The following is a 21,262-nucleotide window of genomic DNA, read 5'->3' as shown; positions in this document are numbered from 1 at the left end:
TTGCGGGAACAGGATGTGGGCTGCGTCACGTTCGAGTTGAATGAAGGCCAGTGAGCGAACCGAGCGCCGTGCGTGCGCGGACGCAGCGTCCAGGGGGTCCAGGTGAGTGCTTCCCGGCGGAGTGGGACCACCGACGAGCTGGGGCCCGACGAGCCCGAGCGGGGCGGCCCGCACGGGCCGGACGGTACCGACTGCCCTGACGAGTCCGGCGGCTCCGACCTGCTCGCCGCGCTGCTGGACGGCATGGACGCGGCCCTGTGCGCCTTCGACGCCGACGGGGTGGTGACGCACTGGAACCGCGAGGCGGAACGCATCCTGGGCTGGACGGTGGCCGAGGCGGTCGGGCGGCACGGGTTCGCCGGCTGGGCGGTGCGCAGCGCGGACGCCGAGGAGGTCCAGGAACGCCTGATGTCGGCCATGCACGCGCCCGGCCGGCAGGTGCACGAGTTCGCGCTGGTCACCAAGGACGGCGGACGGGTGCTCGTGCGGACCCAGTCCGCCGCCGTGCGCGGGCCGGACGGGAAGCCGGCGGGGGTGTACTGCGCCTTCAGCGAGGTGCACGCGCAGATAGACCTGGAGCGGTCGATCGCGCTGAGCGAGGCGCTGTTCGAGGACGCCTCCTGGGGGGTGGTCCTCGTGGACGTCGATCTGCGGCCGGCCGTCGTCAACGGGCACGCGGCGCGGGCCCTGGGCATAGGGCGGACGTCGGCGCTCGGGCGGCCGCTGGGCGAGCTGCTCGCGCAGGGGGTGGAGGAGCTGGAGAGCGCCCTCACCCATGTGCTGGCCGAGGGCGCGCCGCCCGCGCCCGCCGAGATGTGGGTGACGGTCCGCGGGCCCGAGGGCGAGCGCCGGCGCTGCTGGCGCAGCGGGTTCGTGCGGCTGGCCTCGCCGCTCGCGGAGGAACCGGTGCCGCTCGGCGTGGGCTGGCTCTTCCTGGACGTCACCGAGGCCCGGCAGGGCGAGCAGGAGGCGTCCCTGCTGCGCTTCCGCACCAACCAGCTCCACCGGGCCGCGCGGGCCGCCGCGGAGTGCGAGGACCCGGCGGAGGCGGCCACCGTCCATCTCGACTTCGCGCTCGCCGGTTTCGCCGACCACGCGCTGCTCGACCGTCTGGCGGGCCCTCCGCGCGCGGACTGCGACGACTCGGCCCCGGTACGGCTGGTGCGGATTGCCGCCTCGCCCGCCGGGGCGCCCGGTCCGAGCCTGGTCACGGGCGCGGCCGGGTTGCCGCTGCGCTACGAGGAGGGGCATCCGGCGCTCCAGTGCGTCGAGCGGGCCGGCACCGTACGCGCGGACGCGGGGTCGGTGCCGGCCGAGCGGGCGCGGGACTGGGCGCTGGCCCGGCAGTGGCCCGAGGACGCGGTGCACGCGCTGTGCGCGGTGCTGCGCAGCCGGGGCCGGACGCTGGGCGTGGTCACCTTCCTGCGCGGGGCCGCCCGGAGCCGCTTCGAGCGGCCGGACGCGGCCTACGCGGAGGACGTGGCGGCGCGGGTGGGGGCCGCGCTGGACCTCGCGGACGCGGTGCGGACACCGCGGGCGGGGGAGTAGTGCCGGTCCGCCGGGCAGGCCGTGAGCCGGTGCGCCGGTGTCAGTGCCGGTAGAAGATGCGGTCGCCGTACTCCGTCATGACGCGGGCGTTCCAGTCGTGGCCGCCGTCGACGTTGCCGGAGCGCAGCAGCGGGGGTTCGATGCCGCGGTCGGCGAGGGTGGCCGCGGCGGTGGCGACGACGGCCTGCATCAGGGCGGTGGTGACCACGGTCGAGGCCGGGGCGAAGGGCGCCGGGATGGTGTCGAGGGTGAGTTCCGCGTCGCCGACCGTGATCTTCGAGTCCAGGACGATGTCGCAGTGGTCCTTCAGGAAGGTGCCGGAGGTGTGCCGGGAGGTCGTCTCCGAGGCGTACGCGACCGAGGTGACGCCGATGACCTTCACGCCGCGGGCGCGGGCGCCCGTGGCCATCTCCACGGGCAGGGCGTTGCGGCCGGAGAGGGAGATGATCACGAGGGCGTCGCCGGCGCGGAGGGGGGACGTGTCCAGGACGGCGCTCGCGAGTCCGTCGACGCGTTCCAGGGCGGAGCCGAGGGTGGCCGGGGTGACGTCGACGCCGACGGCTCCGGGGACGGTGAGCAGGTTCATGAGCGCGAGTCCGCCGGCCCGGTAGACGACGTCCTGGGCGGCCAGCGAGGAGTGGCCGGCGCCGAACGCGAACAGGCGGCCGCCGGACGCCACGGTGTCGGCGAGCAGGGTGGCCGCGGCGGCGATCGCCCCGGACTCCTCCTCGCGGACTCGTTGCAGCAGGCCGATGGCGGCGTCGAAGAACAGGTCGGCGGGTGTGCCGTCGCTCATGCGGTGCCCCTTCGCAGCGTCTGTGTCGCGGATCACCGTGCGGTCTGGACCAGTGCGGTGTCAATACGGCGGGGGGTTGTGGGGGCACTGGTGTCCGACGGGTGCCTGCGCCGGCCCCGGGCGGGGGCGGTTCCTTCGGTTGGTGCGGCACGCTTGTCGGTGGTATCCGGCAGAATTGAAGTCAGGGCCAGCGCACGCGCCGGGCAAGGTTCCGGCAGAGGTAATCGAGGGGCACGTATGTCCGGACTGATCGACACCACGGAGATGTATCTCCGCACCATCCTCGAGCTCGAAGAGGAAGGCGTCGTCCCCATGCGCGCCCGCATCGCGGAGCGGCTGGACCAGAGCGGGCCGACGGTGAGCCAGACCGTGGCCCGCATGGAGCGCGACGGCCTGGTGTCCGTGGCCAGCGACCGGCATCTGGAGCTCACGGACGAGGGGCGCCGGCTGGCCACGCGCGTGATGCGCAAGCACCGGCTCGCGGAGTGTCTCCTGGTCGACGTGATCGGCCTGGAGTGGGAGCAGGTGCACGCGGAGGCGTGCCGCTGGGAGCACGTGATGAGCGAGGCGGTGGAGCGCCGGGTGCTCGAACTACTGCGGCACCCCACCGAGTCGCCGTACGGCAACCCGATCCCGGGCCTGGAGGAGTTGGGCGAGAAGGACGGTGCCGACCCGTTCCTGGACGAGGGCATGGTGTCGCTGGCCGATCTGGACGCGGGGACGGACGGCAAGACGGTCGTGGTCCGGCGTATCGGCGAGCCGATCCAGACGGACGCGCAGCTCATGTACACGCTGCGCCGTGCGGGCGTGCAGCCCGGTTCGGTGGTGAGCGTGACGGAGTCGGCGGGCGGTGTGCTCGTCGGCAGCGGCGGTGAGGCGGCCGAGCTGGAGGCGGACGTCGCCTCGCACGTGTTCGTCGCCAAGCGCTGACACGGGAGGGCCCCGGCGCCTTCCGACGCCGGGGCCTGTCCTCCCCTGTTGCTGACCCGGAGCCCCGAGCTCTCAGGGTCATTCCCCTCGGACCGCTTTTCCCCGAGTGGTCCGCCTCCCGCCAGAAAGATCCCCTCGGCGGCGGCGATCATTCCTCGGGGGATGTCACTCGAATGAGGGGTGTTGCTGGCAGAGGCAGTATTTTCGAAAAGGCATTCGATAGTCTGCGGCGGCAGGAACGACGGACGGCGAGAACGGCAGTACACCGGTACGAGGCAGGCGGAGCTGGGGGGTACCAGGCCGATGGCACGGCGTATCGACGTGATGGGAACGGGCGGGGTGCGCCTGGCCGCCTGGGAGTATGCCGACCCTCCGAAACCGGAGGCGGAGCCGGGCGCCCCGGGCGTGCTGTTACTGCACGGCCTGATGGGCCGCGCCTCGCACTGGGCGTCCATCGCCCGCTGGCTCGCCGAGCGCCACCGCGCGGTCGCCCTCGACCAGCGCGGTCACGGCCGCAGCGACAAGCAGCCGCAGGCCGCCTACGGCCGGGAGGCCTACGTCGACGACGCCGAGGCGGCCCTCGAACAGCTCGGTCTCGGCCCCGCCGTCCTCATCGGCCACGCCATGGGCGCCCTGACCGCCTGGCAGCTCGCCGCCAGGCGCCCGGACCTGGTGCGCGGCCTGGTCGTCTGCGACATGCGGGCCTCCGCGCTCGGCGCGGCCTCGCAGCGGGAGTGGGCCGAATGGTTCCGCTCCTGGCCCACCCCCTTCGCCACCCTCGCCGACGTCCGCAAGTGGTTCGGGGAGGACGATCCCTGGGTGGAGCGGCCCAACCCCTCGCGCGGCGAGTTCTACGCCGAGGTGATGCACGAGTCCGCCGACGGCTGGCGCCCCGTCTTCGAACCCGACCAGATGCTCCGCACCCGGGAGAGCTGGGTGTACGACGCCCACTGGGAGGAACTGGCCCAGGTGCGCTGCCCCACGCTCGTCGTGCGCGGTCTTGACGGGGAACTGGGCCGGGCCGAGGCACAGGAGATGGTGCGGGTGCTGCCGCTCGGCGAGTACGCGGAGGTCGCCGATGCCGGCCACCTCGTCCACTACGACCAGCCGGTGGCCTGGCGAGCGGCCGTCGAACCCTTCCTGAAGCGTCTCGCGGCGGGCTGACCCCTCACCTCACCCCTTGCTCACCGCCGCCAGGATCTCCGGCAGACGGGCCGCCGTGCGCGGCGCGGCCAGCCTCAGGCCCCCGAGGGCGATCCCCGCCCCGTACGCCGCCCCCAGCGGCAGCAGCACCCAGCTCCACTCATCCCCGCCGGCGCTGACGTTCAGCCAGATCGTCACGGCGATGACGGGGGAGCAGAGCAGGGCGGAGGCGACCATGCCGCCGAAGACGGAGATCCAGGCGAGTCCGGCCTGTCCGGGCGCCACGTTCTTGTGGCCCTCCTGCGGGATGGAGTACGGGAAGCCGGCCGAGGTCCAGGCGCCGGTCGCCAGCATGGCCCCGAGCAGGGCCAGGGACAGGCCCAGCACCTCGGGCAGCCGGTCCCAGGCGCCCAGCAGCGCGGTGGTCAGCACGGTGACGAGCGCGGCGTACGGCAGGGTGATCACCAGCAGCGCCAGTGCCCGCCCGCGCAGTTCGGCGTAGGCGTCGCGCGGCGAGGAGATCGTCATGGCCACCATCCAGAACGCGGAGGTGTCCTGGCCGAACTGGTTGTACATCTGGATGCCGAGCATCCCGGCGGCGAAGCACGCGAAGTAGATCGAACCGGTGCCCTGGACGGCGTTGAAGACGGGAACGATCAGCCCGATGGCCAGCGAGGTCACCCACGCCGACTTGGTCTTCGGGTCGCGCCAGACGTAGCGCAGGGTGCGCTCCATGACCGGGCCCGTGCGCCCGCCGGGCAGCAGCCGGCCGAGCCCGCCCGAGGAGGCGCGGTCCCCGTCCCCGGCGCCCGGGTCCTGCAGGGTGGACCCGTCCGGCGCGGTCATCAGCCGGTTCAGGCTCCGCGCCCACACGGCGACCAGCAGCGCCAACGCGGCCAGCGACAGCAGCAGTTGAGCGCCCGCGACGCCGTACGACCCCTCGCTCGCCGAGCGCACCGCGCCCACCGCGGAGGCCGGCGGCACCCAGGACAGCACCTCCGCGACCGGCCGCAGCGGCCCCAGCCCGGCCGAACCCAGGCGCTGCGCGCCGAAGTTGACGAGCTGCGCGCCGACGGCGATCACCAGCCCGCTGAGTACGGCCAGATCACGGCCCTTCCGGCTGGTCAGCAGCCGTACGTTGGCGGCGGCGACGGCCCGGGCGAGCGCCACGCAGACCAGTAGCGCGAGGCCGACGGCGATCACCGCGACGGCGTACCCCGCGGCCCCGTGCGCCACCGACAGCGCGCATCCGGTCAGGACCAGCAGCGTGAACAGCGGCCCGATCCCGACCAGCGAGGCGGCCAGCAGGGCCCGCACCAGGGGACCCGGCCGCAGCGGCAGCATCACCAGCCTGGTGGGGTCCAGGGTCTCGTCCCCGCCGGGGAAGAACAGCGGCATCACGGCCCAGCCCAGCGCCAGCACGGCGGTGCCCGGCACGGCGACGGCCTCGGCGTGCGCGTGCCCGCGCAGCGCGAGCAGGCCCAGCAGTTGCAGCAGGGCGAACAGCAGCGCGACGACGGCCGAGGCGACGAACGCGGCCCGCCGGCCCGCCGACCGGCGCAGCCCGTTGCGCAGCAGCGACAGCTTCAGCCGTACGACGACGGAGGTGGTGCTCGTCATCGGGCCGCCCCACCGCCCAGCCAGTCCAGATGGGACCCGGAGTCCCGCCCGCGCGCCCCCACCAGCTCCAGGAAGGCGGCCTGCAGCGTGGGGTGTTCCCCGCGTACCTCGGCCAGGGGGCCGGTGGCGCGGATGCGGCCCGCCGCCATGACGGCCACCCAGTCGCACAGCGACTCGACCAGCTCCATGACGTGGGAGGAGAACACGACGGTGGCGCCGGAGGCCGTGTACCGCTCCAGCACGCCCCGGATCGTCTGCGCGGACACCGGGTCGACGCCCTCGAACGGCTCGTCCAGGAAGACGACCTCGGGATTGTGGAGGAGGGCGGCCGCGAGACCGATCTTCTTGCGCATGCCGGTCGAGTAGTCGACGACGAGCTTGTGCTGCGCCCCGGCGAGATCGAGCACGTCCAGCAGTTGCGCGGCCCGCTTGTCGGCCTCGGCGCCGGACAGCCCCCGCAGCCGCCCCGAGTACCCGAGCAGCTCGCGCCCCGACAGCCGCTCGAACAGCCGCAGCCCCTCGGGCAGTACGCCGATCCGCGCCTTGACGGCCACCGGGTCGCGCCACACGTCGTGCCCGACGACCTCGACGGACCCCTGATCGGGGCGCAGCAGCCCGGTGGCCATGGACAGGGTCGTGGTCTTCCCCGCGCCGTTCGGCCCGACCAGCCCGATGAACTTCCCGGCGGGCAGGTCGAGATCGATGCCCCCGACGGCAACCTGCTGCCCGAATCGTTTCCAGAGCCCCCGCACACACACCGCAGCTTCGGTCATGCAGGAAGGCTACGGCGCTCCCGGTCCCCCGGGTACGACGGGACCGTGCCCGCCGCGCGGGGCGTCAGCGGTCCCGGCGGTCCCGGCCGCACGCGTAGGCCAGTGGCGGGATCAGCTCCTCGGCGTCCGGCAGCCACCGGTTCGCGGGGGTCGGCCGGCAGGCCCACTGCACGGCACCCCGGGAGCCGAACCGGGTCGGTGGAGCGGCGACGTAGTTCCCCTCGCCCAGCGCCACCAGATCCAGCGACGCCGGCGACCAGCCCAGCTTCCGCACCAGGCCGGGGACCTTGGCGGTCGCCCCCGGCAGCACGAAGAACTGCATCCGCCGGTCCGGGGTCAGCGTCACCGGCCCGAGGGTCAGCTCCATCCGCTCCATCCGGGCCAGCGCCAGGAACCCGGCGCTCTCCGGGACGGACAGCGCGTCGAAGGTGAGCCCCGTGGGCAGCAGGATCGACGCCGCCGGCTGCTGCTGCCACATCCGCCGGGCCACGGTGGCGCTGCCGGTCGCCTGAGCCGCCCAGTCGGGGCGCACGGGGTGCGCACCCGGCGCGGGGCAGGAGGCATCGCCGCACGAGCAGCGCTGTGCCCCGTCGACGGGTTCCAGCCAGGTGCCCGGGAACACGTCCCAGTGCCGCTCCTCGGCGTAGCGTACGGCGGTTTCCAGCAGCGACTGCCCGCGCTGCTGCGGAATCTGGGCGGCTTTGGTGCCCGCGATCGTCTCTTCCACGCTCCACTCAACTCCCGCGCTCACCTCGGGTTACGGCCGGAACGCGCGCCGGGGAGGAGCATCCTTTTCGCATTTGGGGCGCATGGGTGCACGGGCGGGGGCGCGCGGGAGGAACCGGGGCGGGGGCTGGGTAGCCAGGGAGGGGGGTGGCATCTGCCTTTACCCCGGCAAACCGCACATGTCACGCATTGACGGTATGTCAGCTGGGCAGTGATCCTCCCGGCCGGAACCCTCCGGCCGGATCTTCACGCTCCAGGGGTTCGCAGGGGGTAGCGCATGGCCGCAAGGCCTCTCGTGGCGAGGCAGCCGAACGAACGGCTGCAGGCACTCATCCAGGAAGCGGGGTGTTCCAACGCCGGGCTGGCCCGGCGGGTCAACATGTGCGGTGCCGAGCACGGTCTCGACCTGCGCTACGACAAGACGTCCGTGGCCCGTTGGCTGCGCGGCCAGCAGCCACGGGGCCGGGCCCCGGCGATCATCGCCGAGGCGCTCGGGCGCAAGCTCGGCCGTACGGTCACGATCGACGAGATCGGCATGGCCAACGGCAAGAACCTCGCCTCGGGGGTCGGTCTCCAGTTCTCGCCGACGGTACTGGGGGCCATCGAGCAGGTCTGCGAGCTGTGGCGCAGCGACGTGGGCCGGCGGGACTTCCTGTCCGGCTCCTCCGTCGCCGCGTCCGCGCTGGTCGAGCCCAGCCGCGACTGGCTGATCTCGGCGCCCGACGCCCAGGTGTCCCGGCAGGCCGGCCCGCGCGTGGGCCTGTCCGACGTGGCGGCCGTACGGTCCATGACCCAGGCGCTCACGGACCTCGACCACCAGTACGGCAGCGGGCATGTGCGCCCGGTGGTCGTGCACTACCTCAACAGCGTCGTCTCCGGACTGCTCGCCGGGTCGTACCGGGAGGCGGTCGGGCGGGAGCTCTTCGCGACCGTGGCCCGGCTCACCGAGCTGGCCGGCTACATGGCGGTCGACACCGGGCAGCCCGGCCTGGCCCAGCGCTACTACATCCAGTCCCTGCGGCTGGCCCAGGCGGCCGGCGACCGCGGCTACGGCGGATACGTGCTCGCCGCCTCCATGAGCCACCTCGCCGCGCAGCTCGGCAACCCGCGCGAGATCTCCCAGCTCGCGCGCGCCGCACAGGAGGGGGCGCGCGGGCGGGTGACCCCGCGCGCGGAGGCGATGTTCCACGCCGCCGAGGCGCGCGGGCACGCACTGCTCGGTGACGTGCGGGCGGCGCAGGCGGCGGAGGGCCGGGCGGTCGGTTCGATGGAGCGGGCGGACGCGGCCTCCGGAGACGACCCGGCGTGGATCGCGCACTTCGACGAGGCCTATCTGGCCGACGAGCTGGCGCACTGCCACCGGGACCTCGGCCAGGCCGAGGCGGCGGCCCGGTACGCCGAGGAGTCGCTGGCCGGCCACCCCGAGACCCGGGCCCGGCGCCGGGCCATCGGCTATGTGCTGCTCGCCACGGCCCAGGTGCAGCAGCGCGAGATCGAGCAGGCCTGCGGCACCGGAATGAAGGCGGTGGAACTGCTGGAGACGCTCCGCTCCAACCGGGGCGCCGAGTACCTGGAGGACCTGCAGCAGCGGCTGGAACCCTTCAGGGACGAAGCGGTGGTCAGGGAGTTCGGCGCCCGCCTCGACCTGCAGCCCGCCGCCTGAACGGCAGCCCCGCGGTCACGTGAACGCACGGCGAACGGCACCGGCACGCACGATGGGTGCCATGTACAGCGTGCCGCGGGGCGGTTTTGTTACCGCTGTCACAGGGAAGAAGATCGCGCCCTGAGCTGCGTGGCACCCGGCTCCGGGGACCCGGTAGCGTGAGCCGACGATTCCGAAGGTCCCCCATTCGTAGGAGTCCCGGTGACGCAGAGTGGACAGGGCGAGGAGCCCTCGGCGCAGCCCGCGCACGAAGGCATCGTGCTGCCCTCCGACGGAGGCGAGCCCCTGCTGCCGGGCATGACGGGCACCCCTGCCCCGGCGGCGCCCGCGGGCGGCCAGGCCTGGGGCGGAGCCTGGGGCCCCGACCGACAGCAGCCGCAGCACCAGCAGGACCAGGGCTGGCCGCCCGCGGCCGCCCAGCAGTGGGGCACCCCGGAACAGCGGCAGCCCGCCGCCGGCGGCCCCGGCCCGCTGCCCCCCGAGGGCGCGCCCGCCCCGTCGTACAACGGCCAGGGGTACGGCCAGGCCCCGGGTTACGGCCCGGACGGCGCGCAGCCCCCGTACGGCGGCAACCAGGCCGCCTACGGCGAGAGCCCGCAGGCGTACGGCGCGGCCCCGCAGCCCGGCTACGGCACGCCCGACGCCTACCAGCAGTACCCGGCGCAGCCCGCGCAGCCCGCCCCCTCGGCGCCCCTGCCGCCCGCGTACCCGGCGCAGGGCGCCCCGCTGCCCCCGGCCGCCGACGGCGCGACCCAGTACATACCGCTGGTCCACGCGGCGCCCGCGGACGAGGGCGCCACCCAGTACATACCGCCCGTCCAGGGCTCTCCCGCCGACGAGGGCGCGACGCAGTACATCCCGCCGGTGACGCCGGGCGCGCTGCCGCCCGAGTCGGCCGGGGAGGAGACCCGGTACCTCGGGCGGGCCCAGCAGCACCCCGCGGCGGCCGCCCACTCCGACGCGGACGCGACGCAGTACATCCCGCCCTACGCCGCCCAGGCGCACGGCGGTGAGCGGCAGCCGCCCGCCGAGTTCGACAACCTCTTCCGCAGCGAACCGGGCGGCTCCGGGCCGGCCGGGACCACGCAGCAGATGCCGCGCGTCCAGCAGCCGAACCCCTACCCCGGCCCGGCGCAGCCCTCGTACGAGCCGCCCCTGGACGACGACCACGGGCGGCGGGGCGGCTCACGGATGCCTTTGATCGCCGTCGGCGTCGGCATCGTGGTGCTCGGCGTGGGCGCCGGCGCGCTGCTCAGCGGCGGGGGAGGGGACGAGGGCACCGACAACAAGACCGTCGCCGCCTCCGCCCCGGCCACCCAGGACTCGCCCTCGGCGGCCGAGTCCGCCGACCCGGCCGAGCAGCAGGCCATCGCCCTGGACAAATTGCTCGCCGACAGCGGCAGCAGCCGGGCCTCGGTGATCCAGGCGGTGGCGAACGTCAAGCAGTGCGACAACCTCGGGCAGGCCGCCACCGACCTGCGCAACGCGGCCAAGCAGCGCAACGGCCTGGTCACCCGGCTGGGCAAGCTCTCGGTCGACAAGCTGCCCGCCAACGCCGAGCTGACCGCCGCCCTCACCAAGGCCTGGCAGGCCTCGGCCGCCGCCGACAACAACTACGCGGCCTGGGCCGACCAGGTCGGCGGCAGGAGGGGCTGCCACAAGGGCCACGCCCGGATCACCGGCCAGACCCAGGCCGGCAACCGGGAGAGCGGCACCGCGAGCGCGCAGAAGGTCAGGGCGGCGGCGCTGTGGAACACCATCGCGCAGAAGTACGGCCTGACCCAGCGCCAGCCGACCCAGCTCTGAGGCGGGCGGGGCGCCGGGCCGCGGGCCGGGTCAGACGAGGTCCGCTTCCTGGAGCGTGCTCGTCATGTCGGTGATTCCGTCGAATCCCGAGCCCGCGGTCCTCTTCGCCTCGACCAGCTTGCCGTCCCGGACCACCTGGAGGGTCACGTCGGCGTTGACCAGCCGGGGCAGGCCGAGACCGGCGAGCTTGCCCTCGTAGGGCCAGTGCAGGGTCGGGGTGAGCCCGCCGGTGTACACCTTCAGGCCCTTGTTGAGGGTGTGCCGCACGCTGTCGGCGCTCACCTCGCGGCCGCCGATCCTCTCCAGCACCGCCTTCAGCACGGTGTAGGCGATCCAGGTGGTCTGCACCCCGGCGTCCGCGGGGTCGATGCGGTTGTCGCCGAAGGCCTCCTCGTTGATGACCTTCTTCATCGGATCCCACCGGGGGTCGGACGTCACCGGGTACCAGCCGGTGATGTACGCCCCCTCGTACGGGCTCGACGCACCGCCCGTCGCGTTGATCACGCTCTGGTCGACGCTGCCCATCACGGTCGCCGTGCGCACCTCCGGGAAGGCGTCGCGGGCCCGCCGGAAGGAGTCCATGAAGGTGCCGGTGCGGTCCCCGAGCGCGGGCACCACACAGCCCGTCTTCGCCACGTCCCGGGTCGCCGACCGCAGCGCCTGCTCGGCCTGGGAGTCGTACTCGGTGGCGTTCTCGGCGGCGAGCTGGTCGCCGGTCGCCGCGTGCCCGCCCTCCTTCAGGCCCGAGTCCAGCAGGGTGGGCAGCTGGTCGCCGGCGATGCTGTCCGGGCGCACCAGGGAGACCGGGCCGCAGGCCGCGGCCAGCGCCCTGCCGAGCCCGGCCAGCAGGGCGGGCTGGCCCCCGTTGACCGGATACGACATCTGGCCGGTGAACTCGTCGCTGCTGATGCCGTAGCCGCCGATGTAGGGGATGCCCGCGCTCTCCAGCGGGGCGAGGTAGGAGTCGACGTACTGGCTGTAGGAGCCGACGACGGCGACCACGTCCTCGGCGGCCGCGCGCCGGGCGCACTTCGCCGCGCCCACGCTGTCGTTGTGGTCGTTGCAGGTCAGGATCTCGAGCTTGTGGCCGTTGATGCCACCGTGGCTGTTGATCCACTTGCCGTAGGCGCGGGCCATCGCGGGCATGCCCGGCTTGTTGGTGGCGTCCGTGTTCTGCGGCGCCCACGTCATCACCTTGATCGGGTCGTCCCCGGAGCCCCCCGTGGCTCCGGGGATGACCCCGCATCCGGCGGTGAGCGACGCGACCGCGGCCAGTGCGCCCGCGGAGAGCAGGGTCGCTCTGACGGGCCGGGAGAAGGAGAGGGGGAAGGTGCTGCGGAAGCGTCGCCTGCCGGTCATGCACACGCACGATTCCCTCACACCACTAACCCGAGAGTGACCCTCGGTCAATGAAACGTGACGCCCAGGTGAATTCGGGGGGCCGGTGTGACTGGTGTGATGGGGAACGTACGATCGATGACCGTGCAAGGTTCGGAGAACTCTTCCCGTCGCGGCCGTCGCTCCTCCACCATGGGCGGCATGCCACTGAACGACATGCCGTGGTGGCGCTGGCGCAGCAATGTGCGCTCCGCGCTGCACATGCTCTCCGACCCGGTGTTCCAGCAGGACGTCTGGCTGGCCGGCGTGGACGGATACGGCGACGTCACCGACGCCGTGTACCGGCTGGTGGAGGACACCTGGCTGGACAACTGGTCGGCGGAGAAGTACGTCGGCACGATATTCCGCGACTCCCAGGAGGCGGCGCTGGTCGACACGGCCGTGCTGCGGGTGCTGCGGATCATGCACCAGGTCGGCCCGGACGCGCCGGTCTCCGCCTACCTCGACCACCACGCGTGGCCGGAGGCGGTGCGGGCGGCGCGGGACGCGCACCTGCGCCTCGCGGCCAGTGACGGCGACGATCCGGACACGACCCCGCGCAGCCTGGAGGTCCTGCGGATCATGACGAGGACCGCGTAGGCGGCAGCGGGGCCTTCGCGGGAGGCCGCTTCCGGTGCCGCGGGCCGCTCCCGCCCCGTCCCGCCCTGCGGGACGACCGCTCACGGCGGACGGCCGGTGTGGGAACCTGTGGTGCATGAACGAGCAGCCCGCCCGCGCCGCCGCCGACCCGGCCGACCAGTACGTCCTCACCCTCTCCTGCCCGGACAAGCAGGGCATCGTGCACGCCGTGTCGAGCTACCTGTTCATGACCGGCTGCAACATCGAGGACAGCCAGCAGTTCGGCGACCACGACACGGGCCTGTTCTTCATGCGCGTCCACTTCTCGGCCGAGGCTCCGGTGACCGTGGAGAAGCTGCGGGCGAGCTTCGCGGCGATCGGTGACTCCTTCCACATGGACTGGCAGATCAACCGGGCCGACGAGAAGATGCGCATCGTGCTGATGGTCAGCAGGTTCGGGCACTGTCTGAACGACCTGCTGTTCCGGGCGCGCATCGGGGCGCTGCCGGTGGAGATCGCGGCCGTGGTCTCCAACCACACGGACTTCGAGGAGCTGGTGGGCTCCTACAACATCCCCTTCCACCACATCCCGGTGACGAAGGAGACCAAGGCCGAGGGCGAGGCGCGGCTGCTGGAGCTCGTGCGCGAGGAGCGCGTCGAACTGGTCGTCCTCGCGCGCTACATGCAGGTCCTCTCCGACGACCTGTGCAAGCAGCTCAGCGGCCGGATCATCAACATCCACCACTCGTTCCTGCCGAGCTTCAAGGGCGCGAAGCCGTACCACCAGGCGCACGCGCGGGGCGTCAAGGTGATCGGCGCCACCGCCCACTACGTCACCGCCGACCTCGACGAGGGCCCGATCATCGAGCAGGAGGTCGAGCGGGTGGGCCACGACGTCACCCCGGAGGGCCTGGTCGCCGTCGGCCGCGACGTGGAGTGCCAGGCGCTGGCGCGCGCGGTGAAGTGGCACGCGGAGCGCCGGATCCTGCTCAACGGACGCCGGACGGTGGTGTTCGCGTAGGGCCTGCCGGGACAGCCCCCGCCCCGGCCGCCGGCCGCCCGGCCCGCTCCCCGGAGGAACCGCGGGGCCTTCGCGACAGTCCCCGCCGGCCGGGCCGTACGCTCACATCCGGCTCAGCCCCGCCGCGGCGAACAGGACGTCCCGGATCGCCTCGCGGTCGCCCACCTGTCCCGCCGCGGCCTCCTCCGGGGGCACGTGGCCCGCGGCCAGGCGGCAGAACTCCACGCCGTCCAGGGCGACATGGGCCACCTCGAACTCGGCGGAGCCCACCGCGCCCGGCGAGTCCAGCGGAATCAGCCACTCCCCGCCGGCCGCGCCCTCGATCTCCAGCCGCAGGCTGCGCCCCGGCTCCCCGGCCGGGACCAGACGCGGCCGCCGGCCCGTCGCGGACAGCCCCGCCCGCCGCCGTTCGGCCAGCGCCACCGGCAGCATCCGGGCCGCCAGGTCGATCATCCGGTGCAGATGCCGCGGCGCGGGCGGCTCGTAGGGGTAGTCCACCGCCTCCGCGATGTCCTCCGCGTGCACCCAGCACTCGAAGGCCCGGTCCAGCATCGCGTCGTGCAGCGGCAGCCCGAAGTCGCCGTACCGCACCGCGAGTCCGCCGGCGCTGCCGCCCGTGAAGGACACCGTCCGCACCAGCCGGTGGCTCTGCTCCCGCCAGGGCGCCCGCACGGACCGGGTCGGCGGGAAGTGCGAGGTGCGCCAGTACGCGTCGGTGCGCGCCGCCGGTCCCGCCGCGGCCTGTTCGGCGCCGACGGCCTCCGCGAGCGGATCGTCCAGACCGAGCGCCACCGCGACCAGCCCGTCCACCGACAGCAGATGGGCGATCACCCCGGCCACCGTGGTACGGCGGCTCGTCGCCTCGTCGGCCTCGAACCACCGCAGCCGCACCGGCGCGTGCCACTCGGCGTCCCCGAAGTCCTGCAGCAGCGCGTCCAGCCGCGCGCTCTCGGCGTCGTACGGGGCCGCCCACTCGGGCACCGGGATGCGCGGCGGACGGCGGTTCAGGCAGCTCTCCAGGACGCGGGTGCGCAGGGCCGGGTCCAGGTCGAGGCTCTCCGGCTGGTGCAGCAGACCGACCGCCTCGCGCAGCCGGCGCGCCTCGTCCGCGCAGGCCCCGCAGTCGCCGAGGTGCTCCTCCACGGCCGCCGTCTCCGCCGTCGAGCAGGCCGCCAGGGCCCAGGCGCCGAGCAGTGACTTCAGGACGTCGTGCGACAGGTCGAGCGGCACGGGAGCGGGTTCCCCAGGATCGGCGAGGTCGGGCAGGGGCAGCCCGCTGTCCTCGACGGAGACGCGGGGCGGCGGGATGAGGGGCTCGCGGTCGTCGCCGGGCCCGTCGGGCGCCGCGAAGTCCTCGGGGCCGTTCACACCGCACCTCCGTAGCCCCGCGAGGCGCCGGCGTCGTGGGCGGTGGACAGCAGCTGGAGGCCGAGCCGGAGCCGGCGGCGGGCCTCGTCCTCGGTGACGCCGAGGTCGGCGGCGGCCTGCCGGTAGTCGCGCCGCTGGAAGTACGCCAGTTCGAGCGCGGCGCGCAGCGGGGCGGGCATGGAGTGGACGATGTAGTCGGCGCGGGCGGCGACCGAGGCGCGGCGCACCTTGCTCTCCAGGCTCTCCAGTTCCTCCGGGGAGCCGCTCTCGCCCGGGGGCAGCGCGGCGGACTCGGTGGCGCGCAGCCGCTGCACGGCCAGCCGCCGGGTCACCTGGGCCACCCAGGAGCGCAGCGGGCCCTGCTTGGGGTCGTAGGAGTCGGGGTGTTCCCAGACGTGGGCGAAGACCTCGCGGGTGACCCCGTCGGCGGCCCGCTCGTCGCCGAGGACCCGGTGGGCGAGGCTGTGCACGAGGGAGGCGAAGCGGTCGTACAGCTCCCCGAGGGCCGCGGCCTCGCCGCGTGCGAGCCGCTGCTGCATCTTGCGGTCCCAGCGGGGCGGTACGTCCTTCTGCGCCATGGCGCCCCTCCCCTCGCGCTCGTCCGGCAGGTCCATCGTGTCTGCACCGTCATCTCGAATGTAGTCGGCACCTCCGACAACGCACGCCCCTTTGTGTCAATGTGCGCCCCCCGAAGCGTCGCAGGTGATAGTGCCCTCTTCACGCATCCTTCACTCAATCAGTGTCCAAGTGCGATCGAACAGGATCGATAGTGACTGAAACAAGTCCCTTGTCGATCGTGTGCGGTTTGCGACCCGAAGTTTCAGGGAACGGCCGCTGGGCAGCCGCGCGGATAGAAACGTAGGAACTGCTTCCGTTTCCGGGCGGTTCCGCGAACCGGTGAACGGAGGGGCGTGGCCGTGACATTCAAGGTGACCGGCGTCGAACAGGACGGGTGGGCCGTGCTCCAGGTCGGCGGGGAGCTGGACCTGATGACCTCGCCGGTGCTGCGCCAGCGGGTGCACGACGTGGTCGCCGAGGGCCACCACAGCCTGGTGCTGGACCTCTCGGAGGTCTTCTTCTGCGACTCCAGCGGTGTCGGCGTGCTCATCGCCGCCCGCCGGCTGATCCGTTCCTGCCAGGGCCGGCTGCGGCTGATCCTGCCGGACCGGGGGGCGGAGGACGGCTCGCACGTCAACCGGGTCCTCGGCGCGCTCGGCGTCCGCCGCCTCTTCGACGTCCGCCCCGACGTCGAGTCCGCCGTCACCGACGAGGCCGACCCGCTGTCCGCCTGAGCCCGCCACCAGGACCGTTCCCGTCGGTCGGAGCACATCACGCGGCCGCCGCCACAGGGTTGTCGCAAAATTCCCCCGGTCTTGGCACAACCACCGTTTTCCCGTCACCTGTCCGCTGCCCGCGACGTACGCTCCCAGCCGGATCACCCTCCACGTCGACATGAAGGCGGCCCGAACAGACATGGTCAGCACCGAGTACGAGCGCAGGATCGCCGCCCGGTTCGCCGGCTTCGACCAGGACGGCAACGGCTACATCGACCGCGAGGACTTCAGCGCGGCGGCCAAGGCCCTGCTCGCCGAGTTCGCCGTACCCGCCCGTTCCGACCGCGGACAGGCGCTCTACGCCGGAGCGGAGGCGTTCTGGCAGGGCATGGCGGGCATCGCCGACCGGGACGGCGACCAGCGCATCACCCGCGAGGAGTTCGTCACCGGCGCGGTCAAGCGCCTGCGCGACAACCCCGACCGCTTCGCCGAGATCGCCCGGCCCTTCCTGCACGCGGCGCTGGCCGTCGCGGACCCGGACGCGGACGGCCGCGCCACCGTCCCCGACACCGTCCGGGTGCTGCGCGTCCTGCGCGTCCCGGAGGACGTCGCCCTGGCCGCCGCCACCGCCCTCGACGCCGACGGCGACGGCAGGGTCGGCGAGTCGGAGATCGTCCCGGCGTTCGCGCGGTACTTCACCGTCCCCGAGTAGCGGTCGCCGTGCAACGCGCGCGGGTGCGCATCCAGTTCGGGGCGATCCGTGGCCCACGATGTCGCGGATCGTGGCGTTCCGACATCACAGAGCGTTGATATCGGCTTGTGTCCTTGACATGACTCGTCACGTCCCGGAGTCACGCGTCCCCTCGGGTACCTTGTGTGGGATGCGAGTGGCCGCGAGCACGAGCCGAACCGTTGGCGCGCCCGGGTCGTCCCCGGACCGCGCGGTGCGCGCCGCTGCTCGCGGGGCGGTACGGGCCCGACTGCCCGGCCGTTTCCCCGCCTGTTCGACTCCCTGGCAAGCGCGTCGCACAGTATGCCGTACGCGTACTCCTTCGCGCTGGAATATGCCCGAAGCGCTTGTTGGGGTGACTGTACGTCAACCATGCTGTCTCGTAAGGGAATCACGTTCCGTGACCCTTGCTCTGGCCGTTGTCCTGGCCATGCAGAAAATGGCTACGATCGTGGCCCTCGTCGTGGTGCGCGTCGCGGCTTGTGTCGCGGCGTTCGTGCGGCGCGGGGCCATGTGTCCGCCGGTTCGGATGGTGTGAGCGGTGCAGGTGCTTCAAGTGCAGCTGGAGATCCGGCCCGACCCCGCGGAGGTGGGGCGGGCCAGGAGATGGGCCCGCTCGCGGCTCTCCGGGCTCGGGATAGGGGCCGACGAGCCGTTGGCCGAGACGCTGGTCCTGCTGGTCTCCGAGTTGGTGACCAACGCGGTGGTGCACACCGGCCGGCCGGCCGTGCTGCGGCTCTCCCTGCCGGTGATGGCGCCGGGCCGGGCGGCCGACGCGGCGGCGGGCACGGCGGTGGCCGCGGGGGCCGACATGCCGGACGCCGCCGGCCCGGCAGGCGCGACAGGCGCGACAGGCCCGAGCGCATCGGCCACCGTACGGCTCGAGGTGGCCGACACCAGCTCCCGCGCGCCCGTCCCGCGCTGCGCCGGCGGTGACGCCACCGGCGGCCGGGGCCTGGCGCTCGTCGACTGCCTGGCCGACCGCTGGGGCTGGCACCCCGAGGGCTCCGGCAAGAGCATCTGGTGCGAACTGGACCGCTGCTCACAGTCCCGGGAGGGCGCGGCACCGGCGTACGGGGGCGGTCCGTCCGCGTACGAGGACTTCGCCTTCGAGGTGGTGTAGGCGTCCGGCGCCCCGGTGCGCCCCGGACGCATCCGTGCGCGGTCACCGCGAACCAGGCTTGAACGGCCTTTCTGCCGAACCGAGTTGACGGTGCGCCGCCAGGTGAACACGCTGGTGGGCGACGATTCGCCGTGAGGGGACGGCGAGGGCCCGGGGGGAACCGGGGTCCTCGCCGAGAGCGGATCGCACCGGACGGCGGCGCGGGGCCGGATGCGGAAACGCGCCGCCGTCCGGCGAGCGGGGCCCCGGCCCCGGCTCACGGCACCGCGCGGAAGACGTCCGTATCGCCGCCCTCCTCCACAGGCTGTGGACAACTCATCGCACCGACCCGGCGCGGAAGGTCCGCCGGTACGCCGTCGGCGTCACCCCGAGCGCCTGCTGCAGGTGCTGGCGCATCGACTGGGCCGTGCCGAATCCGGCGTCCTGGGCCACCTGGTCGACCGACAGCTCGCTGGACTCCAGCAGATGCCGGGCGCGTTCCACTCGCTGCCGGGTGAGCCACTGGCCGGGGCTGACGCCGACCTCCTCACGGAACCGGCGGGTGAAGGTGCGCACCGACATGGACTCCTGCGCGGCCATGTCACGGAGCTGGATCGGCTCGTGCAGCCGGCCGAGCGCCCAGGCGCGGGCCGCGGTGGTCGTGGCGAGCTGCGGATCGGGCACGGGGCGCTCGATGTATTGAGCCTGGCCGCCGTCGCGGTGCGGCGGTACGACCGTGCGGCGGGCCACCTCGTTGGCGACGGCCGTGCCGTGGTCGCGGCGCACCATGTGCAGGCACAGGTCGATCCCGGCGGCCACTCCGGCCGAGGTCAGCACGTCGCCGTCGTCGATGAACAGCACGTCCGCGTCGACGTCGATCTTCGGGAACATCCGCTGGAACCGCTCGGCGTCCGCCCAGTGCGTGGTCGCCGGCCGGCCGTCGAGGAGCCCGGCGGCGGCGAGGACGTACACGCCGATGCAGATGGAGGCGAGGCGGGTGCCGGGGCGGATGCGGGCGAGCGCGGCGGCCAGCTCGTCGGTCAGCCTGCCCTCGTCGTAGAGCGGACCGAGTTCGTACGACGCCGGGACGATCACCGTGTCGGCCGTCTCCAGCGCCTCGGGGCCGTGCGCGACGTGCACCGCGAAGTCGGCGTCCGTGTCGACCGGGCCGGGCGGCCGGACCGAGCAGGTCACCACCTCGTACAGCGGCCGGCCCGCGGCGTCCTTGGGGCGGCCGAAGATCCGGTGCGGGATGCCGAGCTCGAAGGGGAGCAGGCCGTCCAGGGCCAGGACGACGATGCGGTGCGGGCGGAACTCCTCGCCTACGGTCATGGCCCGATCCTAGCGAATGCTGTCCTTCGGGCCACTCGTTGTGCGGGGCCGGTTCGAGGACGCTCTGTGACGTGACTCAGACAACCGAAGCCGCCGCTCCCCTCCAGGCCCCGCCCGCCCGGCGCCGCCGGGTGCACCGCGCCTGGTACGTCGCCGCCGTCACGTTCGTCACGATCATCGGCGCGGCGGCCTTCCGTTCCCTGCCCGGTCTCCTCATCGACCCGCTGCACCAGGAGTTCGGCTGGTCGCGCGGCACCATCGGCGCGGCCGTCTCGGTCAACCTGGCGCTCTACGGGCTCACCGCGCCCTTCGCCGCCGCGCTGATGGACCGCTTCGGCATCCGCCGGGTGGTGGCTGTCGCGCTCACCGTGATCGCGATCGGCGCGGGTCTGACCGTCTGGATGACGGCGCCCTGGCAGCTCATGCTGTGCTGGGGCCTGCTGGTCGGCCTCGGCAGCGGATCGATGGCGCTGGCGTTCGCCGCCACCGTCACCAACCGCTGGTTCACCGAGCGGCGCGGCCTGGTCAGCGGCATCCTCACCGCCGCCTCCGCCTCCGGCCAGCTCATCTTCCTGCCGGTGCTGTCCTGGACGGTGGAGAACCACGGCTGGCACCCGGCGGCCGTCACCGTGGCCCTGGCCGCCCTCGCCGTGGTCCCGTTCGTCTGGATACTGCTGCGCGACCACCCGGCCGACGTGGGCCTGAAGCCGTACGGCGCCGAGGAGTTCGTACCGAAGCCGCCCCCGGTCACCGGAGCCGCCCGCCGCACCCTCGGCGTCCTCGCCTCCGCCGCCCGCACGGGCCCGTTCTGGCTGCTGGCCGGCACCTTCGCGATCTGCGGCGCCTCCACCAACGGCCTGATCCAGACGCACTTCGTGCCCGCGGCGCACGACCACGGCATGCCCGTCACGGCGGCGGCCTCGCTGCTGGCGGTCATCGGCGTCTTCGACGTCGTCGGCACGATCGCCTCCGGCTGGTTCACCGACCGCTTCGAACCGCGCCGCCTGCTCGCCGTCTACTACGCCCTGCGCGGTGTCTCACTGCTGTTCCTGCCGATGCTGCTGGGCCCGTCGGTGCATCCCCCGATGGTCTTCTTCATCGTCTTCTACGGCCTCGACTGGGTGGCCACCGTCCCGCCCACCCTGGCCCTGTGCCGGGAGCAGTACGGCGACGACAGCGCCATCGTCTTCGGCTGGGTGCTCGCCTCGCACCAGGTCGGCGCGGCCCTGGTCGCCTATCTCGGCGGTGCCGCACGTGACGTCTTCGGCTCCTACGACATGGTCTGGTACGCCTCCGGCACCCTGTGCGCGGTGGCGGCCCTGATGGCCCTGGTCATCCGCCGTCGCCCGGGGGTCCCGGCACCCGCCGTCGCACAGCCGGCCCAGGGACCCGTCGGGGGCAAGGGCGCCGGTGAGGGCCCCGCGGGGGCTTCGTAGGCGGCGCCCATGGGGTGGGGAGAGATCCTGAAGCGGAC

At 73.4% G+C, this 21,262-nt stretch carries 19 protein-coding genes; 11 read left to right on the top strand and 8 right to left on the bottom strand.

Going from position 1 to position 21,262, the window contains the following annotated elements; genetic code table 11:
- Window positions 1-102: 102 nt before the first annotated feature.
- On the top strand, window positions 103-1,548 hold the full coding sequence (locus AB0924_RS11335) for a PAS domain-containing protein (RefSeq protein WP_358930853.1): 1,446 nt from the start codon (window positions 103-105) through the stop codon (window positions 1,546-1,548).
- 40 nt (window positions 1,549-1,588) lie between these two features.
- Here the strand turns inward: AB0924_RS11335 and AB0924_RS11330 are convergent, their stop codons facing one another.
- On the bottom strand, window positions 1,589-2,344 hold the full coding sequence (locus AB0924_RS11330; protein ID WP_358930855.1) for an SIS domain-containing protein: 756 nt from the start codon (window positions 2,342-2,344) through the stop codon (window positions 1,589-1,591).
- Between the two features lie 237 nt (window positions 2,345-2,581).
- Between AB0924_RS11330 and AB0924_RS11325 the strand changes: the two genes are divergently transcribed.
- Complete coding sequence (locus AB0924_RS11325; protein ID WP_020940714.1) at window positions 2,582-3,274, top strand: metal-dependent transcriptional regulator; 693 nt, start codon at window positions 2,582-2,584, stop codon at window positions 3,272-3,274.
- 303 nt (window positions 3,275-3,577) lie between these two features.
- Window positions 3,578-4,438, top strand: a complete 861-nt coding sequence (locus AB0924_RS11320; RefSeq protein WP_366911208.1) for an alpha/beta hydrolase — start codon at window positions 3,578-3,580, stop codon at window positions 4,436-4,438.
- A gap of 9 nt (window positions 4,439-4,447) precedes the next feature.
- Here AB0924_RS11320 and AB0924_RS11315 read toward each other — a convergent pair whose 3' ends face one another.
- The 3 genes from AB0924_RS11315 to AB0924_RS11305 all read right to left on the bottom strand — a co-directional run bounded on the left by AB0924_RS11315 (window position 4,448) and on the right by AB0924_RS11305 (window position 7,537).
- A complete protein-coding gene (locus tag AB0924_RS11315; RefSeq protein ID WP_358930860.1) occupies window positions 4,448-6,037 on the bottom strand; it encodes a transporter in 1,590 nt (529 codons plus the stop codon).
- A complete protein-coding gene (locus AB0924_RS11310; RefSeq protein WP_366911207.1) occupies window positions 6,034-6,810 on the bottom strand; it encodes an ABC transporter ATP-binding protein in 777 nt (258 codons plus the stop codon). The genes AB0924_RS11315 and AB0924_RS11310 overlap by 4 nt, the downstream gene beginning before the upstream one ends.
- Before the next feature lie 64 nt (window positions 6,811-6,874).
- Complete coding sequence (locus AB0924_RS11305) at window positions 6,875-7,537, bottom strand: bifunctional DNA primase/polymerase (protein WP_358930864.1); 663 nt, start codon at window positions 7,535-7,537, stop codon at window positions 6,875-6,877.
- A gap of 276 nt (window positions 7,538-7,813) precedes the next feature.
- Between AB0924_RS11305 and AB0924_RS11300 the strand changes: the two genes are divergently transcribed.
- Both AB0924_RS11300 and AB0924_RS11295 read left to right on the top strand, forming a co-directional pair.
- Complete coding sequence (locus tag AB0924_RS11300) at window positions 7,814-9,199, top strand: transcriptional regulator (RefSeq protein ID WP_366911206.1); 1,386 nt, start codon at window positions 7,814-7,816, stop codon at window positions 9,197-9,199.
- Between the two features lie 201 nt (window positions 9,200-9,400).
- The gene (locus tag AB0924_RS11295) at window positions 9,401-11,005 is read left to right on the top strand and encodes a hypothetical protein (RefSeq protein WP_366911205.1); all 1,605 of its coding nucleotides are present in this window, start codon (window positions 9,401-9,403) and stop codon (window positions 11,003-11,005) included.
- 30 nt (window positions 11,006-11,035) lie between these two features.
- Here the strand turns inward: AB0924_RS11295 and AB0924_RS11290 are convergent, their stop codons facing one another.
- Complete coding sequence (locus AB0924_RS11290; RefSeq protein WP_366911204.1) at window positions 11,036-12,364, bottom strand: ABC transporter substrate-binding protein; 1,329 nt, start codon at window positions 12,362-12,364, stop codon at window positions 11,036-11,038.
- A gap of 117 nt (window positions 12,365-12,481) precedes the next feature.
- Between AB0924_RS11290 and AB0924_RS11285 the strand changes: the two genes are divergently transcribed.
- Together AB0924_RS11285 and purU are read left to right on the top strand one after the other, a co-directional pair.
- Window positions 12,482-12,982: a hypothetical protein gene (locus AB0924_RS11285; RefSeq protein WP_199210956.1), complete on the top strand. Its 501-nt coding sequence runs from the start codon at window positions 12,482-12,484 to the stop codon at window positions 12,980-12,982.
- A 115-nt stretch (window positions 12,983-13,097) separates the two neighbouring features.
- Window positions 13,098-13,982 (top strand): formyltetrahydrofolate deformylase, encoded by an 885-nt coding sequence (gene purU, locus AB0924_RS11280; RefSeq protein WP_358930872.1) that lies wholly within the window; start codon window positions 13,098-13,100, stop codon window positions 13,980-13,982.
- A 102-nt stretch (window positions 13,983-14,084) separates the two neighbouring features.
- Here the strand turns inward: purU and AB0924_RS11275 are convergent, their stop codons facing one another.
- Window positions 14,085-15,350 carry a zf-HC2 domain-containing protein gene (locus tag AB0924_RS11275; protein WP_358930874.1) on the bottom strand — a complete coding sequence of 422 codons (1,266 nt, stop codon included), beginning with the start codon at window positions 15,348-15,350 and terminating at the stop codon, window positions 14,085-14,087.
- Window positions 15,347-15,928 carry a sigma-70 family RNA polymerase sigma factor gene (locus AB0924_RS11270; RefSeq protein ID WP_358930944.1) on the bottom strand — a complete coding sequence of 194 codons (582 nt, stop codon included), beginning with the start codon at window positions 15,926-15,928 and terminating at the stop codon, window positions 15,347-15,349. Before AB0924_RS11270 ends, AB0924_RS11275 begins: the two co-directional genes overlap by 4 nt.
- Before the next feature lie 333 nt (window positions 15,929-16,261).
- Here AB0924_RS11270 and AB0924_RS11265 point away from each other — a divergent pair, with 333 nt between their 5' ends.
- The 3 genes from AB0924_RS11265 to AB0924_RS11255 all read left to right on the top strand — a co-directional run bounded on the left by AB0924_RS11265 (window position 16,262) and on the right by AB0924_RS11255 (window position 18,477).
- Window positions 16,262-16,642, top strand: a complete 381-nt coding sequence (locus tag AB0924_RS11265; RefSeq protein WP_358930876.1) for an STAS domain-containing protein — start codon at window positions 16,262-16,264, stop codon at window positions 16,640-16,642.
- A 181-nt stretch (window positions 16,643-16,823) separates the two neighbouring features.
- Window positions 16,824-17,336 carry an EF-hand domain-containing protein gene (locus tag AB0924_RS11260; protein ID WP_358930878.1) on the top strand — a complete coding sequence of 171 codons (513 nt, stop codon included), beginning with the start codon at window positions 16,824-16,826 and terminating at the stop codon, window positions 17,334-17,336.
- Window positions 17,337-17,910: 574 nt separating this feature from the next.
- Window positions 17,911-18,477, top strand: coding sequence for an ATP-binding protein (locus tag AB0924_RS11255; RefSeq protein ID WP_366911228.1), 567 nt, complete (start codon window positions 17,911-17,913; stop codon window positions 18,475-18,477).
- Window positions 18,478-18,792: 315 nt separating this feature from the next.
- Here the strand turns inward: AB0924_RS11255 and AB0924_RS11250 are convergent, their stop codons facing one another.
- Window positions 18,793-19,788, bottom strand: a complete 996-nt coding sequence (locus AB0924_RS11250; protein WP_358930882.1) for a helix-turn-helix domain-containing protein — start codon at window positions 19,786-19,788, stop codon at window positions 18,793-18,795.
- A 71-nt stretch (window positions 19,789-19,859) separates the two neighbouring features.
- Between AB0924_RS11250 and AB0924_RS11245 the strand changes: the two genes are divergently transcribed.
- On the top strand, window positions 19,860-21,224 hold the full coding sequence (locus AB0924_RS11245; RefSeq protein WP_358930884.1) for an MFS transporter: 1,365 nt from the start codon (window positions 19,860-19,862) through the stop codon (window positions 21,222-21,224).
- Window positions 21,225-21,262: the final 38 nt, after the last annotated feature.

The sequence above is a fragment of the Streptomyces sp. NPDC047869 genome (genome assembly GCF_040704065.1).
Lineage (GTDB): Bacteria > Actinomycetota > Actinomycetes > Streptomycetales > Streptomycetaceae > Streptomyces.
Note: the sequence above shows the minus strand (reverse complement) of the source record. Positions and strands in the feature narration are given on the sequence as shown.

Coding starts and splice junctions, on each gene's coding strand:
- AB0924_RS11300 (WP_366911206.1), top strand. CDS start 7,814: ATGGCCGCAAGGCCTCTCGTGGCGAGGCAGCCGAACGAACGGCTGCAG.
- AB0924_RS11270 (WP_358930944.1), bottom strand. CDS start 15,928: ATGGCGCAGAAGGACGTACCGCCCCGCTGGGACCGCAAGATGCAGCAG.
- AB0924_RS11330 (WP_358930855.1), bottom strand. CDS start 2,344: ATGAGCGACGGCACACCCGCCGACCTGTTCTTCGACGCCGCCATCGGC.
- AB0924_RS11290 (WP_366911204.1), bottom strand. CDS start 12,364: ATGACCGGCAGGCGACGCTTCCGCAGCACCTTCCCCCTCTCCTTCTCC.
- AB0924_RS11325 (WP_020940714.1), top strand. CDS start 2,582: ATGTCCGGACTGATCGACACCACGGAGATGTATCTCCGCACCATCCTC.
- AB0924_RS11310 (WP_366911207.1), bottom strand. CDS start 6,810: ATGACCGAAGCTGCGGTGTGTGTGCGGGGGCTCTGGAAACGATTCGGG.
- AB0924_RS11260 (WP_358930878.1), top strand. CDS start 16,824: ATGGTCAGCACCGAGTACGAGCGCAGGATCGCCGCCCGGTTCGCCGGC.
- purU (WP_358930872.1), top strand. CDS start 13,098: ATGAACGAGCAGCCCGCCCGCGCCGCCGCCGACCCGGCCGACCAGTAC.
- AB0924_RS11285 (WP_199210956.1), top strand. CDS start 12,482: ATGACCGTGCAAGGTTCGGAGAACTCTTCCCGTCGCGGCCGTCGCTCC.
- AB0924_RS11250 (WP_358930882.1), bottom strand. CDS start 19,788: ATGACCGTAGGCGAGGAGTTCCGCCCGCACCGCATCGTCGTCCTGGCC.
- AB0924_RS11320 (WP_366911208.1), top strand. CDS start 3,578: ATGGCACGGCGTATCGACGTGATGGGAACGGGCGGGGTGCGCCTGGCC.
- AB0924_RS11315 (WP_358930860.1), bottom strand. CDS start 6,037: ATGACGAGCACCACCTCCGTCGTCGTACGGCTGAAGCTGTCGCTGCTG.